Source organism: Flavobacterium sp. HSC-61S13 (assembly GCF_024171535.1).
In the GTDB taxonomy this organism is placed as follows: Bacteria; Bacteroidota; Bacteroidia; order Flavobacteriales; family Flavobacteriaceae; genus Flavobacterium.
Window position 1 is genome coordinate 123,430 of the sequence record NZ_JALJZV010000007.1, and the last position, 15,113, is coordinate 138,542.

General features: G+C 36.2%; 18 protein-coding genes. 10 read left to right on the forward strand and 8 right to left on the reverse strand.

Going from position 1 to position 15,113, the window contains the following annotated elements; all coding sequences use genetic code 11:
- Positions 1-186 precede the first annotated feature (186 nt).
- Genes L1275_RS08870 through L1275_RS08880 form a run of 3 tightly spaced genes read right to left on the reverse strand, consistent with a single transcriptional unit; the run spans position 187 to position 3,138 of the window.
- Complete coding sequence (locus L1275_RS08870) at positions 187-1,485, reverse strand: anthranilate synthase component I family protein (protein WP_253471935.1); 1,299 nt, start codon at positions 1,483-1,485, stop codon at positions 187-189.
- A 3-nt stretch (positions 1,486-1,488) separates the two neighbouring features.
- Positions 1,489-2,529 (reverse strand): RluA family pseudouridine synthase, encoded by a 1,041-nt coding sequence (locus L1275_RS08875; RefSeq protein ID WP_253471937.1) that lies wholly within the window; start codon positions 2,527-2,529, stop codon positions 1,489-1,491.
- The gene (locus L1275_RS08880) at positions 2,530-3,138 is read right to left on the reverse strand and encodes a PASTA domain-containing protein (protein ID WP_253471939.1); all 609 of its coding nucleotides are present in this window, start codon (positions 3,136-3,138) and stop codon (positions 2,530-2,532) included.
- A 124-nt stretch (positions 3,139-3,262) separates the two neighbouring features.
- Between L1275_RS08880 and L1275_RS08885 the strand changes: the two genes are divergently transcribed.
- Positions 3,263-4,240: a D-alanine--D-alanine ligase gene (locus L1275_RS08885; RefSeq protein ID WP_253471941.1), complete on the forward strand. Its 978-nt coding sequence runs from the start codon at positions 3,263-3,265 to the stop codon at positions 4,238-4,240.
- 2 nt (positions 4,241-4,242) lie between these two features.
- Positions 4,243-4,701: a pantetheine-phosphate adenylyltransferase gene (coaD, locus tag L1275_RS08890; RefSeq protein ID WP_253471943.1), complete on the forward strand. Its 459-nt coding sequence runs from the start codon at positions 4,243-4,245 to the stop codon at positions 4,699-4,701.
- Between the two features lie 56 nt (positions 4,702-4,757).
- Here coaD and L1275_RS08895 read toward each other — a convergent pair whose 3' ends face one another.
- Entirely contained in the window at positions 4,758-5,357 is a 600-nt protein-coding gene (locus L1275_RS08895; protein ID WP_253471945.1) for an NUDIX hydrolase, read from the reverse strand.
- A gap of 7 nt (positions 5,358-5,364) precedes the next feature.
- Between L1275_RS08895 and pyrE the strand changes: the two genes are divergently transcribed.
- Both pyrE and L1275_RS08905 read left to right on the forward strand, forming a co-directional pair.
- A complete protein-coding gene (gene pyrE, locus L1275_RS08900; RefSeq protein WP_253471947.1) occupies positions 5,365-6,009 on the forward strand; it encodes an orotate phosphoribosyltransferase in 645 nt (214 codons plus the stop codon).
- A 101-nt stretch (positions 6,010-6,110) separates the two neighbouring features.
- A complete protein-coding gene (locus tag L1275_RS08905) occupies positions 6,111-6,503 on the forward strand; it encodes an SRPBCC family protein (RefSeq protein ID WP_253471949.1) in 393 nt (130 codons plus the stop codon).
- Between the two features lie 54 nt (positions 6,504-6,557).
- Here the strand turns inward: L1275_RS08905 and L1275_RS08910 are convergent, their stop codons facing one another.
- Entirely contained in the window at positions 6,558-7,220 is a 663-nt protein-coding gene (locus L1275_RS08910; protein WP_253471951.1) for an HAD family phosphatase, read from the reverse strand.
- A gap of 223 nt (positions 7,221-7,443) precedes the next feature.
- Between L1275_RS08910 and L1275_RS08915 the strand changes: the two genes are divergently transcribed.
- The 5 genes from L1275_RS08915 to L1275_RS08935 all read left to right on the forward strand — a co-directional run bounded on the left by L1275_RS08915 (position 7,444) and on the right by L1275_RS08935 (position 11,198).
- Positions 7,444-7,986 (forward strand): RNA polymerase sigma factor, encoded by a 543-nt coding sequence (locus tag L1275_RS08915; protein WP_253471953.1) that lies wholly within the window; start codon positions 7,444-7,446, stop codon positions 7,984-7,986.
- A gap of 44 nt (positions 7,987-8,030) precedes the next feature.
- Positions 8,031-8,441 carry a hypothetical protein gene (locus L1275_RS08920; RefSeq protein ID WP_253471955.1) on the forward strand — a complete coding sequence of 137 codons (411 nt, stop codon included), beginning with the start codon at positions 8,031-8,033 and terminating at the stop codon, positions 8,439-8,441.
- A gap of 97 nt (positions 8,442-8,538) precedes the next feature.
- A complete protein-coding gene (locus L1275_RS08925) occupies positions 8,539-8,976 on the forward strand; it encodes a hypothetical protein (RefSeq protein WP_253471957.1) in 438 nt (145 codons plus the stop codon).
- Between the two features lie 103 nt (positions 8,977-9,079).
- On the forward strand, positions 9,080-10,294 hold the full coding sequence (locus tag L1275_RS08930) for an RsmB/NOP family class I SAM-dependent RNA methyltransferase (protein WP_253471959.1): 1,215 nt from the start codon (positions 9,080-9,082) through the stop codon (positions 10,292-10,294).
- Between the two features lie 34 nt (positions 10,295-10,328).
- A complete protein-coding gene (locus L1275_RS08935; RefSeq protein WP_253471961.1) occupies positions 10,329-11,198 on the forward strand; it encodes an endonuclease I family protein in 870 nt (289 codons plus the stop codon).
- A gap of 91 nt (positions 11,199-11,289) precedes the next feature.
- On the opposite strand, the gene L1275_RS08940 is transcribed toward L1275_RS08935, so the two are convergent.
- Positions 11,290-11,721 (reverse strand): PepSY-like domain-containing protein, encoded by a 432-nt coding sequence (locus L1275_RS08940; protein ID WP_253471963.1) that lies wholly within the window; start codon positions 11,719-11,721, stop codon positions 11,290-11,292.
- Between the two features lie 206 nt (positions 11,722-11,927).
- On the reverse strand, positions 11,928-13,928 hold the full coding sequence (gene rho, locus L1275_RS08945; protein ID WP_253471965.1) for a transcription termination factor Rho: 2,001 nt from the start codon (positions 13,926-13,928) through the stop codon (positions 11,928-11,930).
- A 187-nt stretch (positions 13,929-14,115) separates the two neighbouring features.
- Here rho and L1275_RS08950 point away from each other — a divergent pair, with 187 nt between their 5' ends.
- A complete protein-coding gene (locus tag L1275_RS08950; protein ID WP_253471967.1) occupies positions 14,116-14,532 on the forward strand; it encodes a DUF4293 domain-containing protein in 417 nt (138 codons plus the stop codon).
- Positions 14,533-14,572: 40 nt separating this feature from the next.
- Here L1275_RS08950 and L1275_RS08955 read toward each other — a convergent pair whose 3' ends face one another.
- Positions 14,573-15,082 carry a YfcE family phosphodiesterase gene (locus L1275_RS08955; protein WP_253471969.1) on the reverse strand — a complete coding sequence of 170 codons (510 nt, stop codon included), beginning with the start codon at positions 15,080-15,082 and terminating at the stop codon, positions 14,573-14,575.
- Positions 15,083-15,113: the final 31 nt, after the last annotated feature.

The following is a 15,113-nucleotide window of genomic DNA, read 5'->3' on the forward strand; positions in this document are numbered from 1 at the left end:
TTTTATTTGTTTTTTGAAACCTCTTTTTTGCCAAAAAAATTACAGAAACTATAATTTTTTGTGAATCTGTAATTTTTTGCGCTTAAGTTAGATGGGGTTGTCCCGAACAATTTACTAGAAAGTACCCATACCAACATTTTTAATGGGCATAGCACACCTAAGAAGTGGTGTTTGCGGACCGGGTATTTATTCTTTTACCGGTTGTAAAACCCTTTTCATCGCTTGAGCCTTTAACAAACATTCTTCATATTCGGCTTCAGGCTCGGCCAGAGAGGTAATTGCGCTTCCAACAGAGAATGAAATATAACGTTTGGTGTGATTGTAGAGTATACTTCTGATGACCACATTGAAATCAAAATTGCCCTCAGGGTTAAAATATCCAATAGCACCACTATAGAGTCCGCGCTTGGATTCTTCCAATTCTTCAATAATTTTCATCGCAGAAATCTTTGGAGCTCCAGTCATGCTTCCCATTGGATAGGTCGACTGAATAATTGCAATCGGAGAAGTATCAACAGAAACCTCGGACACCACTGTTGAGATCATTTGGTGTACTTGTTTAAAAGTATAGATTCCACATAACTCTTCCACCTTTACAGATCCTTTAATAGCCGTTTTGGACAAATCATTTCGCACCAAATCGACGATCATAATATTTTCTGCACGTTCTTTAATATTTGATTGCAAATCAATACGAGCTTGCAAATCATCGTCCACAAGTAGATGTCGTTTTGCAGTTCCCTTAATAGGCTGTGAGATTACTTTAGTACCGATTTTTTTCAGATAGCGCTCTGGAGAAGCCCCTAGAGCGTACTGGTTGTTGTTCTTAAAAAAAGTAGCAAAAGGTGGACTAGAAATCGCATTTAATGCCTGATAAATTTGCAACGGATCTATCGTGCTATTTTCTGCAAAAAACTCCATACAAAAATTGGCCTCATAGATATCCCCCGCCTGAATATTGCCGAGCATATCCGTGATTTTTTGAATATATTGTTCTTTAGAAATGCGCTGTTGTATCTCAATATTTGCTGTAGGTACAACCGTAAACAAACTGGTTTCTTCAATTTTCTGTAAGTCGCTCTCCCATTCGTCATCACAATTTCTGAGGTAATGCAATTCCAATATATCCCCCTTAACTTTAAAGATTTTTTGGGGTTGAAAGAAAAACAAATCTGGAAATTCCAATCCATCGATATTCGAAGATTTTAATTTTTCGACACTGTTTTTTAGGTCATAACTCAAATAACCAAACAACCAATCTTTCGTTTGGGAATAATAGGCTTCTAGATCGAGAAATGCCCGATCATAATCGGTTTGAATAGCCGTAAAGGCATCCACTGCAAGCAGGTAATCAAATTCGGAATAATTCTCCGCAGCGTTATTACTATCCAAAAAAACTACTTCGCGGAACTGTTGTGCCCACTGAAGTAGTTTATCTTTAAAATTGGTATATTCTGATAAGTCAATACTAATGACATTTCGCATGGCTTATTCCACTTCAGGTTGATTGGCTGTTGAATAGTTTCTCCACTTATCAATACACTGCATCATATCAGTTGGAATATCCGAACTAAAGCGCATAAACTCCTTGGTTATCGGATGTTCAAATCCTAAGGTCTGAGCATGTAAGGCTTGACGTGGTAATATTTGAAAGCAGTTTTCTACAAACTGTTTGTATTTGGTAAAAGTAGTCCCTTTTAGAATCAAGTGTCCACCATAACGCTCATCGTTAAATAAGGTATGCCCAATGTGTTTCATATGAACGCGAATCTGATGTGTACGACCGGTTTCTAATCGACAACTCACAAGCGTAACATACCCCAAACGTTCTAAAACTTTATAGTGAGTAACTGCATATTTACCATCTGCTTCGTCTTCATAAGCGGCCATCTGCATTCGGTTTTTAACGTGTCGCCCAATATAAGTTTCGACCGTACCTTCTTCTTCGGTCACATTACCCCACACCAAAGCCACATATTCTCTTTCTGTAGTTTTTTCGGCAAACTGTCTTTGTAATTCGCTCATCGCCCATTCGGTTTTAGCAATAACCAATAAACCGCTGGTGTCCTTGTCGATTCGATGAACCAATCCGGGACGCTCACTGCTGTTTAGAGGTAAATTTTCAAAGTGATAAGCCAAAGCATTTACTAAGGTTCCCGTGTAGTTTCCGTGTCCAGGATGTACAACTAGTCCGGGTTTTTTGTTGATCACCAAAAGCGTATCGTCTTCATAAACGATATCCAATGGAATATTCTCCGGTAAAATTTTATTTTCAAACGGCGGTTGTTCCATCAATACTCGTACTACATCAAAGGCTTTGACCTTGTAATTTGACTTGACAGGAATCTCGTTGACAAATATATTACCGTTTGTCGCGGCTTGTTGAATTTTATTTCGAGTAGCATTCTCTACCAAATTCATTAAAAATTTATCCACACGTAAAGGCGCTTGTCCTTTAGAGGCTTCAAATTTGTAATGTTCGTATAAATCCCCTTCTAATTCGTCTTGGAACTCGATATTTTCTTGCATTTATTCCGCTGTGTTGTTTTCAATTTCTGGAGCTACGTCTAATGCCTCTGCAGACAATCCCGCTCTACCATCTCCTAATACAAAATCTAATTTAGAGGCTTTTAAAACCTTATCACCAGCTTTTAATGTTTTACCATTTTGTCTCACTTGTAATACGACATCTCTACCAATATAACTTTGATATGTGGTGGTCCCCAAATTTAGGCCCATTGCTTCTACTGTAGCTATGGCTTGTCTAAAGGTCAATTGATTTAAGTCTGGCAAGGTTATTTTAGAATATCCCGCTGCATTTATCTTTACGTAAATCTTTCTATTTTCTTTTACTCCTGCTCCTGCCGCTGGATCTTGTTCAATAATCGACAATGGAGGTACGCTTTTATCATAATCCAAAGTATCTAAAATAACCAGCTTCAATTGCACTGCTTCCAAAACACCTTCTGCCGCATCGACCTTCATTTTTCGCAATTCCGGAACAGCGATCTTCTGACCGTGGTTTGTAGAGCTTTTCATCCAGCGTAATGACGCAAAACTAATCACCACGATGATGATTACTGCCAAAGCTATATTGATAAAAAAAGCTTTTGATGTTATAAATTTTCTAATACTCATAAAAATATAATTTTGACAAAGATATAAAATAGAAAAGATTTTTTGTTTCTATGTTTTATTATAAATTTGTTTAATTGAGAGCCCTCTAAAAAACGAGGGTCTCCAATTGACAAAATCATTAGATATGAAGCATGTAGCTATTATTATGGGTGGGTATTCTAGCGAATATAAAATATCACTACTCAGTGGAAATGTGGTATACCAATCGCTGGATCGTTCAAAATACGTTCCGTATAGAATTCACCTCTTTAAAAACAAATGGGTATTTGTTGCAGATGATGAACAAGAGTACCCTATTGACAAGAATGATTTTTCAATAATCTACCAAGGCAAAAAAATAATTTTCGATGTCGTTTTTAATGCTATACACGGAAGTCCTGGCGAAGATGGTTTAATACAAGCTTATTTTGAATTGATCAATATGCCTCATACTTCTTGTGGATATTATCAAGCTGCACTAACCATGAATAAACGCGATATGTTATCGGTATTAAAACCCTATGGTATTAAAACCGCCATTTCGTATTACCTCAATCAAGGTGATGTTATCGATACAGAAGCTATTATTCAAAAAGTCGGCCTACCTTGTTTTGTAAAACCCAATAAATCGGGTTCCAGTTTCGGAATTTCAAAACCAAAAACTTCCGAGGAGCTTTTAACAGCGATTGACAAAGCTTACCTAGAAGATAATGAAATTATTATTGAGAGTTTTCTGGAGGGTACAGAAGTCTCTGTCGGAGTGATCAACTATCAAGGAGAAGTCAAAGTACTACCCATTACTGAGATTGTATCTGAAAACGACTTTTTTGATTACGAGGCCAAATACATGGGCAAATCTCAAGAGATCACACCAGCTCGCATATCAGAAGAAGTCGCTTTAAAAATCAGTGAAATCACCAAGAAAATATATATCATTTTAAAGATGGAGGGTTTTTCTCGTAGCGAATTTATTTTGGTCAACGGCGAACCGTTTTTACTTGAAATGAATACTATTCCGGGACTGACCAACGAAAGCATCTTACCACAACAGGCCCGTGAAGCCAATATCTCACTAGCAGCATTATTTGATAACGCCATCTGTTTGGCACTTGACAAATCTTAATCATGAGAAGAGCGGTTTTCCCCGGTTCATTTGATCCAATCACCAATGGACATTTTGACATTATTTGCCGTGCAGTACCCTTATTTGACGAAATTATCGTTGCAATAGGTGTCAACGCCGAAAAGAAATATATGTTTTCTTTAGATGAACGAAAGCGATTTATCGAAGAAACCTTTAAAGATGAGCCCAAGATTAAAGTCCGTACGTATCACGGATTGACTACCGACTTCTGTATCGAAAACGACGCTCAATTTATACTTAGAGGATTGCGAAATCCCGCTGATTTTGAGTTTGAAAAAGCCATTGCTCATACCAATCGCTTTTTGACAAAAATCGAAACGGTCTTTTTATTAACCGCAGCGAGCACTTCCTTCATCAGTTCCAGCATCGTTAGAGATGTAATCCGAAACAAAGGCGACTATCAACGACTGGTTCCTAAACCCGTTTTTGTTAAAAGATAACAACCAAAAAAAAGGTCGGCAGTATATACTGCCGACCTTTTTTTATATTTACTGGTTTATAAAACATCTGACTCTTCAATCAAAAGTTTGATGTTCTCATACGAATTCTCCATGGCTTCTCGAATTTGTTCTTTATTTAACCAAGCAACCTGTTCTATCCCTTCTTCAATTTGTCCAACTGGCACTCCATCAAAATCCGTTTTCATTTCAAACCAATGGGTAATCTTAAGTTTGTACTTGCCATTGCGTTTAAATACATGATAGGTTTTCTGAAGTTTCTTAGTTATTTCCAAGCCCGTAACTCCGGTTTCTTCTTCGACCTCGCGGATAGCGGTTTGCTCAATTTCTTCATTTTTCTCAATACCTCCCTTAGGCAAATCCCATTTCCCATTTCGAAGAATAAACAAGACCTCTCCTTTGGAATTATAGACCAATCCCCCCCCCGCTTTTTGAACGGGAATCTTTTCTTTGATTTTTTTTAGAATTTCTTTTTCATTAGGATGATAAAGAAAAGCCTTTTGGATTTTATTTTGAAAATATTTAATGATAATTTTGTCGATATCGACACTATCTAACAAGAACAATTGGAAATCAGTTTCTTTTACAATTTCGTTTGTCAGAAATAGAGGCTTGTCGTTTACAAAAACTTTATACATTTGTACTATGATTTTTAATAGAGAAACAGCACAAAAAACGGCCGAATTGCTTTTACAAATAAACGCAATTAAATTAGATCCTAAAAATCCTTTTATATGGGCTTCGGGATGGAAATCGCCAATCTACTGCGACAACCGCATAACACTCTCATATCCAGAGATTAGAAAATTCCTAAAAAATGAATTTGCTCAGAATATCGAAGCCAAATACGGTAAGCCAGACGTCATTGCCGGAGTTGCTACAGGTGCTATTGGTATCGGATTAATGGTTGCAGAAGTATTGGAATTACCTTTTGTATATGTAAGACCCGAGCCTAAAAAACACGGTAGACAAAACCAAATCGAAGGACAATTGGAAGCCGGTAAATCAGTTTTAGTGATCGAAGACCTAATTAGTACAGGTAAGAGTAGCTTGCAAGCCGTAGAAGCTTTAAAAGCCAATGGCGCCAATGTATTGGGTATGGCAGCAATTTTTACCTATGGTTTTGAAATTGCTGATCAAAACTTTAAAGAAGCTGGAATTGAATTGATGACTTTAAGTAATTATTCGTCATTATTAGAAAGTGCGGTAGAAAAAAAGTATATTTCGGAATCCGATTTGGAAACTTTAAAAGAATGGCGTACCAACCCATCTATTTGGAGTCCAAAATAAATAATTTAAAGATTATATAAAACCGACACTAACATTTTGGGTTAAATTCCAAAAGTCAATTCAACATTATATATCTGTTTAAAAACCAAAATAGTCATACTATGAAACTAGAAAGTCCTAAGGTTACTGTATCCAAGTCCGCAGAATATATTTTTGAGGCTTTAAGCGATGTCAAAAACTTCAAACAATTAATGCCGGATTCTATTGCTAAGTTTGAAGTGGTAGATGAAGATTCTTTTATTTTCGGTTTAAAGGGAATGCCCGAAATCAAATTGAGAAAAAAAGATCAAATAGCCCCTACAAAAATTGTTTTAGGTGCTGCTAGTGATAAACTTCCCTTTACACTTATCGGAGACATAGAACCGATTGATGGTGAAAACGCAGCTGTTCAGTTGCATTTTGAAGGTGAATTTAATCCGATGATGGCCATGATGGTTAAAGGCCCTATTGGCAAATTTATCGAAACCTTAGCCAATAACATGCACAAATTATAATTGCATATCCCTTATATAAAAGGCTAGTCACTAATTATGACTAGCCTTTTTTTATTAAAGTTGTTTTACTGTTTGAATAACCGCTGCATTGACTTCATTAAAGTCTTTTACAAAAAACGATGCGCCGGTCAAATCCTGTAATTTCGAATTTTCACTGTGATAAGCTATACAGAAAATATCAGCTGCACAGGCAGCACGAACACCACTAGTACTGTCTTCAATAATAGCACATTGTTCTTTAGGTGCTTTAGAAAGTGACGCAGCATGTAGAAAAATAGCTGGATCCGGTTTAGATTTTGGAAAATCTTCTCCACTTACTATATCTGTAAAATAGGGAAACAACTCAAAACGAGTAAAAACCCTTTGAATAGTTCCCTTTGATGCTGATGAAGCCAAAATGAGCTGCACATCATTTTGATACAAATCAACGATTAGCGCTTTTACTCCCGCTATCAATTCCAAATCTTCTTTGGTATCAAAAGCATCGTTAAAGAAAAAACGTTTTCTCAATATTAAATCCTCCACATCGTGTGTCAGACCAAAATGTTCTTTTAACTTCTGAAAAACATTTCTAGTAGAATTACCAGTGAAAGAGGCATACATCTCAGGAGTCACATCAATTCCCAATTCATCAAAATGCTTGTAATAGGCATATTTATGTACGGGCTCTGTATCGACGATAACCCCATCCATATCAAATATAATGGTCTTAATCATTGTTTTTTTTACAAAGGTAAACGTTTATAAAAACTATGCGAAATTATAATTCGCGCTTTCGCCTTTTAAATAAGAAAAAGAAAGTAATATTAAAAAAAATCATTCCCCATGTACATCCTCCCCATAAGCAAGTTCACTTTTTATAAAAACAAGTCTAATAAAAACAATTATCAAACTGTAGCATTTAGCTCAAAATGCTTAACTTTCACACTTACAATTTATTTTGGAAGACGAAGCTTTATTTATTCAACGATTAACTCAAAAAGACACCCAAGAAGACGCATTTAGGGATCTGGTAAGCCGGTATAAAAAACCGCTTTACAGCCATCTGCGTACGCTACTATTAGATCATGCCGACACCGACGATGTGCTGCAGAATTCCTTTATTAAGATCTTTCAAAACATCGATAAATTCAAAGGCGAAAGCAAATTATTTTCGTGGATGTTTCGAATTGCAACCAATGAAGCCTTAACTTTTCTAAAACAAAAAGCACATAAAAATCAATTTTCTTATAACGAATTATCTGAATTTCTAGTAGAAGAACTTCAAGAAGATGATTTATATAACGGAGACGAAATTCAACTTTTACTTCATAAAGCGGTGATTACTCTACCAGAAAAACAGCAATTGGTATTCAAGATGAAGTATTATGAGAATTTAGATTACCAAACGATTTCCGAAATCCTAGAGACTTCCGTAGGTGCTTTAAAAGCCTCCTACCACCATGCTGTAAAAAAAATAGAGCTATTTTTAAAAGACCATTAAACCTTTAGGTTTTTTTATAGTCTAACCTATAAGATTACAAAGCGATGAAAGAACAAAAATCACATTCCCTACCTGAATCAAAGGAGAACTTTAAAGTCCCGGATCGTTATTTTGAGGATTTTGACGGAAAATTGTTTACCAAGTGGGACAATACCCCTGCTATACCTCCTAAAAAAAGCTTGTCTATTTCGAGACTGGTTTATTTCGGCGCAGCAGCGAGTGCTGTTGTACTTCTCGGTCTGAGTTTTTGGTTTACCAATAACAATCAGGTTGATCTAAAATCCGCAGAAATGGAAAACTATTTACAGTTTAACGCATCTACTTCTGACATCGCACAAGATTTTAATGCTGAAGATTTTAAAGAATTTGAAAAAACACTAAATCTCAACGAACTAAAAATAGATGATTATCTGCTGACTAGTACGGATATTGAGTTTTACTTAAATGAAGAATAATCAGACCGTATCGTCGATAGTAAAATGTGGAACACAAACCACTTTTGAATGAAAATGCGATACCCCATGACCCTAATTATAAAAATGTAAAAGACATATGAAAAAACTCATCACTTTATGTTTGCTTTATTTTTGCTCTCACAGCATTATAGCCCAAGACCGCGGCAATCACGATCAAATCAATTCTCTAAAAATAGCTCATCTATCATCTGAATTAAATCTAACTGCAAAAGAATCGGAAAAATTCTGGCCGCTGTACACGAATTACTCGGAGAAAATGCACGCTTTAAGAAATAATCCGATGGCACGTTATATTCGAAATACGGATATGGAAACCATTGAGAAAATGCAGGAGAAAGAAGCGGAAGAGGCTTTAAAAAAGATAATTAACTACGAATCGGAATACTTTAGCCTACGAACTAATTTCCTTCAAGAGGTACAAAAAGTATTGAGTGCTAAAAAAATCATTCAATTAAACAAGACTGAAGACGACTTTAATCGCAAACTACTAAAGCAGTATCGCAATAAAAAATAAAGTCAGGGAAACCTATAATTGTTATTCCTTACACAATAATAACCATAATTTTTAAAAATCAGCCTGAAAAGCACTATCTTTGCAGGCTGATTTTATATTTATAATGAGACTACATAGAAATTTAACATTTACCGTAATTGACTCAATTTTATCGATCTACAACGATGGTGAATATGCCGACAAAGTTGTATCAAGAGCTTTAAAGAAAGACAAGAGATGGGGAAGCACGGACCGAAAATTCGTTGCGGAAACTATATATGAGATGGTTCGATGGAAACGACTTTATGCAGAAATTGCTGAAGTTAAAGAACCATATAACCGAGATGAAGTTTGGAAAATCTTTGCTGTTTGGGCCGTATTAAGAGGTTATAAACTTCCAGATTGGAAATATTTTGAAAAAACACCAGTTCGAAAAATAAAAGGGCGTTTTGACGAACTTATCAAAATCCGTAAATACAGAGAATCTATTCCAGACTGGATGGATGAGTTGGGACTAAAAGAATTGGGCGAGGAAACTTGGACTCAAGAATTGGCAGCACAAAACAAACAAGCACAAGTTATTTTACGTGTTAATACACTGAAGACAACTCGTGAGAAATTGCGTGCAATTCTAATGGATTTGGACATTGACACTATTTTAGATGATAATTATCCCGATGCGCTTATTTTAAAAGAACGTGCAAACGTATTCTTAACAGATGCTTTTAAAGAAGGCTTCTTTGAGGTACAAGATGCTTCTTCACAATTAGTAGCTCGTTTTCTAGATATACAACCTGGAATGCGCGTGGTAGATACTTGTGCTGGCGCAGGTGGAAAAACCCTACACATGGCTTCTTTAATGGAAAACAAAGGGCAAATCATCGCGATGGATATCTATGAAAGCAAGCAAAAGCAATTAAAGATTCGTGCCAAAAGAAATGCTGCATTCAACATTGAATACCGCATTATAGATACCACCAAAGTGATTAAAAAATTACACGAAAAAGCAGATCGCGTGTTGATCGATGCTCCGTGTAGTGGATTAGGGGTTTTAAAGAGAAACCCAGATAGCAAATGGAAATTACAACCGGAATTTATAGACAATATCAAAGTGGTGCAAAGACAAGTTTTAGAAGATTATTCTAAAATCGTTAAACCAGGAGGTAAATTGGTTTATGCTACTTGCTCTATACTTCCATCTGAAAACCAAGAGCAAATTGCATTTTTCCTAACAACGGAAATCGGATCACAATTTAAACTGATTGAAGACCGAAGAATTCTTTCGTCTGAATCTGGTTTTGACGGATTCTATATGGCCTTAATGGAAAGAAAAAAATAATTACAATATCTTTAAAATAAATATTCCACCGCTTATGAATAGAATTCTTTTACTCATTATCGGTGGATTTTTGTTTTATAATACCACTGTTGCTCAACCTGCAGATCAGCTTACCTACTACCAAGGTGTCGATTTCTCACTGACAGGTGTTGCCTTTAAAAATCAATTGATTCGTAAAATTACCGCAACCCATACCAAACAGCTTAGCTACAAACAAGTTTGGAATGCCATTAAAATATGTGATCTCGATCCGACTGATCCTTCTAAGGTTTTATTGTTATACGGATGGAAAAACACAAATAAAGGCATTCAAAGTCGAACTAGAAATAAAGAAGATAACGGAGGAGCAAAAGGCGACTGGAACAGAGAACACACTTTTGCCAAGTCATTAGGAAAGCCCAACCTCGATATTACAGGACCAGGCGCAGATGCCCATCACATCAGAGCTTCCGATGTCGATTGGAATGCGGCAAGAGGAAACCTAAAATTTGCCGACGGTTTAGGAAATTCCGGAAAATCCGGAAATGGCTGGTATCCCGGCGATGAATGGAAAGGGGATGTCGCCAGAATGATGATGTATATGTATTTGAGATACAACACTCGCTGCTTACCTAACAACGTGGGTTATGGTAGCACCAAAGCCACGCCTGATGGTATGATCGATTTGTTTTTAAAGTGGAATGCCGAAGATCCTGTATCTGAGATTGAAATTCAACGCAACAACTATTTGGCAAATACAAAAAATGCCTACGCACAAGGAAATAGGAATCCATTTATTGACAACCCCTATTGGGCTACTCAAATATGGGGCGGAGCTGCCGCACAAGACCGCTGGAAGAACCTTTCAGCAGCTTGTATGAGCAATAATCTTTGCAGCAAAACCAATGCTGCTATTAAAAAATAAGTCGCTTAAATCGACCTTTTTAGAGTCTTGCAAAAAGACAGCATAAAAAAAACCGAGCAATGCTCGGCTTCTTCGTAAAAATTAAAAGCAATTAGTCTAATCTCATAAACTTGCCTTTATCATTAAAAACTAGTTCTATTTCATTATTTAACTTAATGTCTTGTCTATTGGTACTTTTTAACTCCCACTCAACTACATAGTTGATACCGTAATTTTTGGTTACATAATCTTGTATGGCAACCGGAATCACTGACGACGGTAATCCAGATTTACATTCGGCTTGAATCAATCTTGAATTCTTGTCAAATTCCAACTCTGTCCCATCATCAAACTTCACTTCGTAGGTAGTCTTCAAAAGCTCCTTATCCAACTTTGCTGTCAGAAAAACCTTGTCACTAAAGTTTTTTCCAATAAAAGTTTGAATTTCTTTTGGCAATTGCTCTTTGGTCAAAACCTTATCTTGAGCCGAAGCGCCCAGCCCGATGAACATCATCACGACTGTTAAAAAAAATGCTTTTTTCATAACTATTGATTTTATATCTATTAATTTAAACACTCTCCTTCAAATATAACAAAAATTTTAGACCTATTCAACAGTACTTAAAAGAATAATCCTTTATTTATCAACCGCTTGACAAATTGTTTTACTACAAAAAAAATGCCATAAAAAAAGAGAAAAACCATAAATATGATTTTTCTCTTTTAATATAGTCACAAGAATTTTAAATATTAATCGTTCATCGATTTTAAAAACTCATCGTTGTTATTTGTCTTCTTTATATTATCATTAATGGAATTCATCGCTTCAACAGAGTTCATATCCGCCAAATAGTTTCTAATAGCCCACATCTTCTGTAGCATTTGCTTATCTAACAGCAAGTCATCTCTTCTAGTACTTGATGAAGTCAAATCAATAGCAGGGAAAATACGTTTGTTAGCAATCTTACGATCCAATTGCAATTCCATATTTCCAGTACCTTTAAATTCTTCAAAGATAACCTCGTCCATCTTAGATCCCGTATCCGTTAAAGCGGTCGCGATAATACTTAATGAACCACCATTTTCAATATTTCTAGCTGCTCCAAAAAAGCGTTTTGGTTTTTGTAAAGCATTGGCATCTACCCCACCACTTAAAACCTTTCCAGACGCTGGTTGCACCGTATTGTAAGCTCTAGCCAAACGCGTGATTGAATCTAATAAAATCACTACATCATGACCACATTCCACCAATCTCTTGGCTTTTTCTAAAACAATATTAGCTACCTTAACGTGTCTTTCTGCAGGTTCATCAAACGTAGAAGCAATAACTTCTGCATTGACACTACGCTGCATATCAGTAACCTCTTCAGGTCGTTCATCAATCAATAAAACGATCAAATACACTTCAGGATGATTGGCCGCAATAGCGTTTGCAATATCCTTTAAAAGCATGGTTTTACCCGTTTTAGGTTGTGCCACGATCATACCACGCTGCCCTTTACCAATTGGAGCAAACATATCCATGATACGCGTTGAAACCGTACTGCGTTTTTCGTCTAACTTAAATTTTTCGTCAGGAAACAAAGGCGTTAAATGCTCAAAAGAAACCCGGTCACGAACCACTTGTGGGTCATGTCCATTTATCTTAGATACACGAACTAATGGGAAAAACTTCTCCCCTTCTTTCGGAGGCCTTACGACCCCTTTTACCGTGTCCCCAGTTTTTAATCCAAAAAGTCTAATTTGAGATTGCGATAAATAAATATCATCTGGAGACGATAAATAATTATAATCAGAAGATCTTAAAAATCCATATCCGTCAGGCATCATTTCCAATACCCCTTCACTCTCTATAATTCCATCAAACTCATAATCCGGTTCTCTATACTGTTGCTTTTTATTCTTAGCCGCTGCATTTGGATTATTATTGTGTTGGTTTGGATTGTTATGGTTTGAATTCCCATTCTGATTAGAGTTCCCATTCTGATTAGAGTTTCCATTCTGATTAGAGTTTCCATTCTGATTAGAATTTCCATTCTGATTAGAATTTCCATTCTGATTGGAGTTTCCATTCTGATTGGAGTTTCCATTCTGATTGGAGTTTCCATTCTGATTGGAGTTTCCATTCTGATTGGAGTTTCCATTTTGGTTAGCATTGGGATTGTTGGGATTGGTATTCGCTTTTTTAGCAGGAATTGGCTGTGAAGCCTTATTGTTTTCTTGGTCTTTCGCTTCAACGGTATTTGAAGGTCTTACCTCTTTTTTGATTCTTTGTTTAGGAACAAATTCTTTTCTTGTAGCAACTTCTTCTCTAGAACCTTCGGTTGGCTTTACCTCTGATTCTTTTGTTGCCGTATCTTTTCTATTGTCTGTTCTCGGGCGTTCTTGTATCCGCTTAGCTGGAGCAACTCGTTCCGAATTTTCTTTTTTGACTTGTGGTGCTTCCGCTACTACTTGCTGTTTTTCAACGACTGGCTTGTCATTTTCGACTTTCTCAGTAGGGGGAACTTCTAATTTATCCTCTGGAGCTACTCTTTTTCTTTTCGGCTTTTCAGCTGAATTTGCTATGGGAGCATCTTCCGTAGTTACAGTAGAGACCTTAACAGACTCTGGATTAGCAGCTTGATAATCTAAAATTTGATAAACAAGTTCATCCTTTTTTAAATTACGATATTTACTAATCTTCGCGTTTTTTGCAATTTCTTGAAGCTCGAGAAGCTTCATTTCTTTTAATACAGAAATGTCAAACATAGAAATGTTTATTGTTTAAATTTAATGGAATTGTTGTGTTGTGTTTTTTTGGAGTGTATTTCAAATTTGAAGTAGCCATAATATGAAGCACTTACAGCTATGCCTTGCAATATTACGAATTAATTTTAAAAAACAATAGGAAATTACAAAAAAGAAACGTTATTTTTGTCTTTTCAAAGAATAAAATATGATTCAAAGAATTCAAACCGTATATTTAATTTTAGCGCTGGTCTTCTCCGGAATACTTCCTTTTGTATTTCCCCTGTGGAAAACATCGGGTGAGATTCCTTTTTATTTTATGGAAAACTCGTATTACACCATTTTATTTGGACTTTCTACGAGCTTAAGTGTAATCAGTATATTAGCCTATAAAAAAAGACAAAATCAATTTGTTTTAAACAGATTGAACCTCTTATCAAACGTTATATTACTAGGATTATTTGTGTATCGTTCTCTAATGATATCTGGAGAAACTACGGAAGTGGTTTCTGAGAAAGGTATTGGGATGTTCCTCCCTATTGCTTCTATCTTATTTTTGGTTTTGGCCAACAAAGCCATCAAGAAGGATGAAGATCTCGTAAAATCTGTAGATCGATTAAGATAAACCTTTCATCTTAGTTTATTAGTGCGCCAAAAACCGAACCCTAGGGTTCGGTTTTTTTATGCTTTGGAAATTCTATAATCTCCAAGTTCTGTATTTTCCCGTGATCAATTTCAAAACGCAACATCGTTCGCACTTGATGAAAACCGGATATCCCCGCTGCCCCAGGATTAAGATGCAATATACCCAAGCTTTTGTCAAATTGAACTTTTAGTATATGCGAATGCCCACATATAAAAATTTGTGGCGGATCAAGACGAAGTTCTTCCTTCACTCGGGCATTATACTTACCAGGATAACCTCCAATATGCGTGATCCATACACGCATCCCTTCACAGACAAAGCGATTGTCTTCAGGAAATTCAGCACGCGCTTCAATGCCATCTATGTTTCCAAAGACAGCTCTTAACGGTTTATGTTTTTTGATGGTATCCGTTACAGCAATAGCACCGATATCGCCAGCGTGCCATACCTCATCTGCTTGATCTACATATTTTAATATAGTATCGTCTATGCAACTATGCGTATCAGACAACAATAATATCTTTTTCACCTAATTCTTTTTTTAATAGTTTAAAATCCAT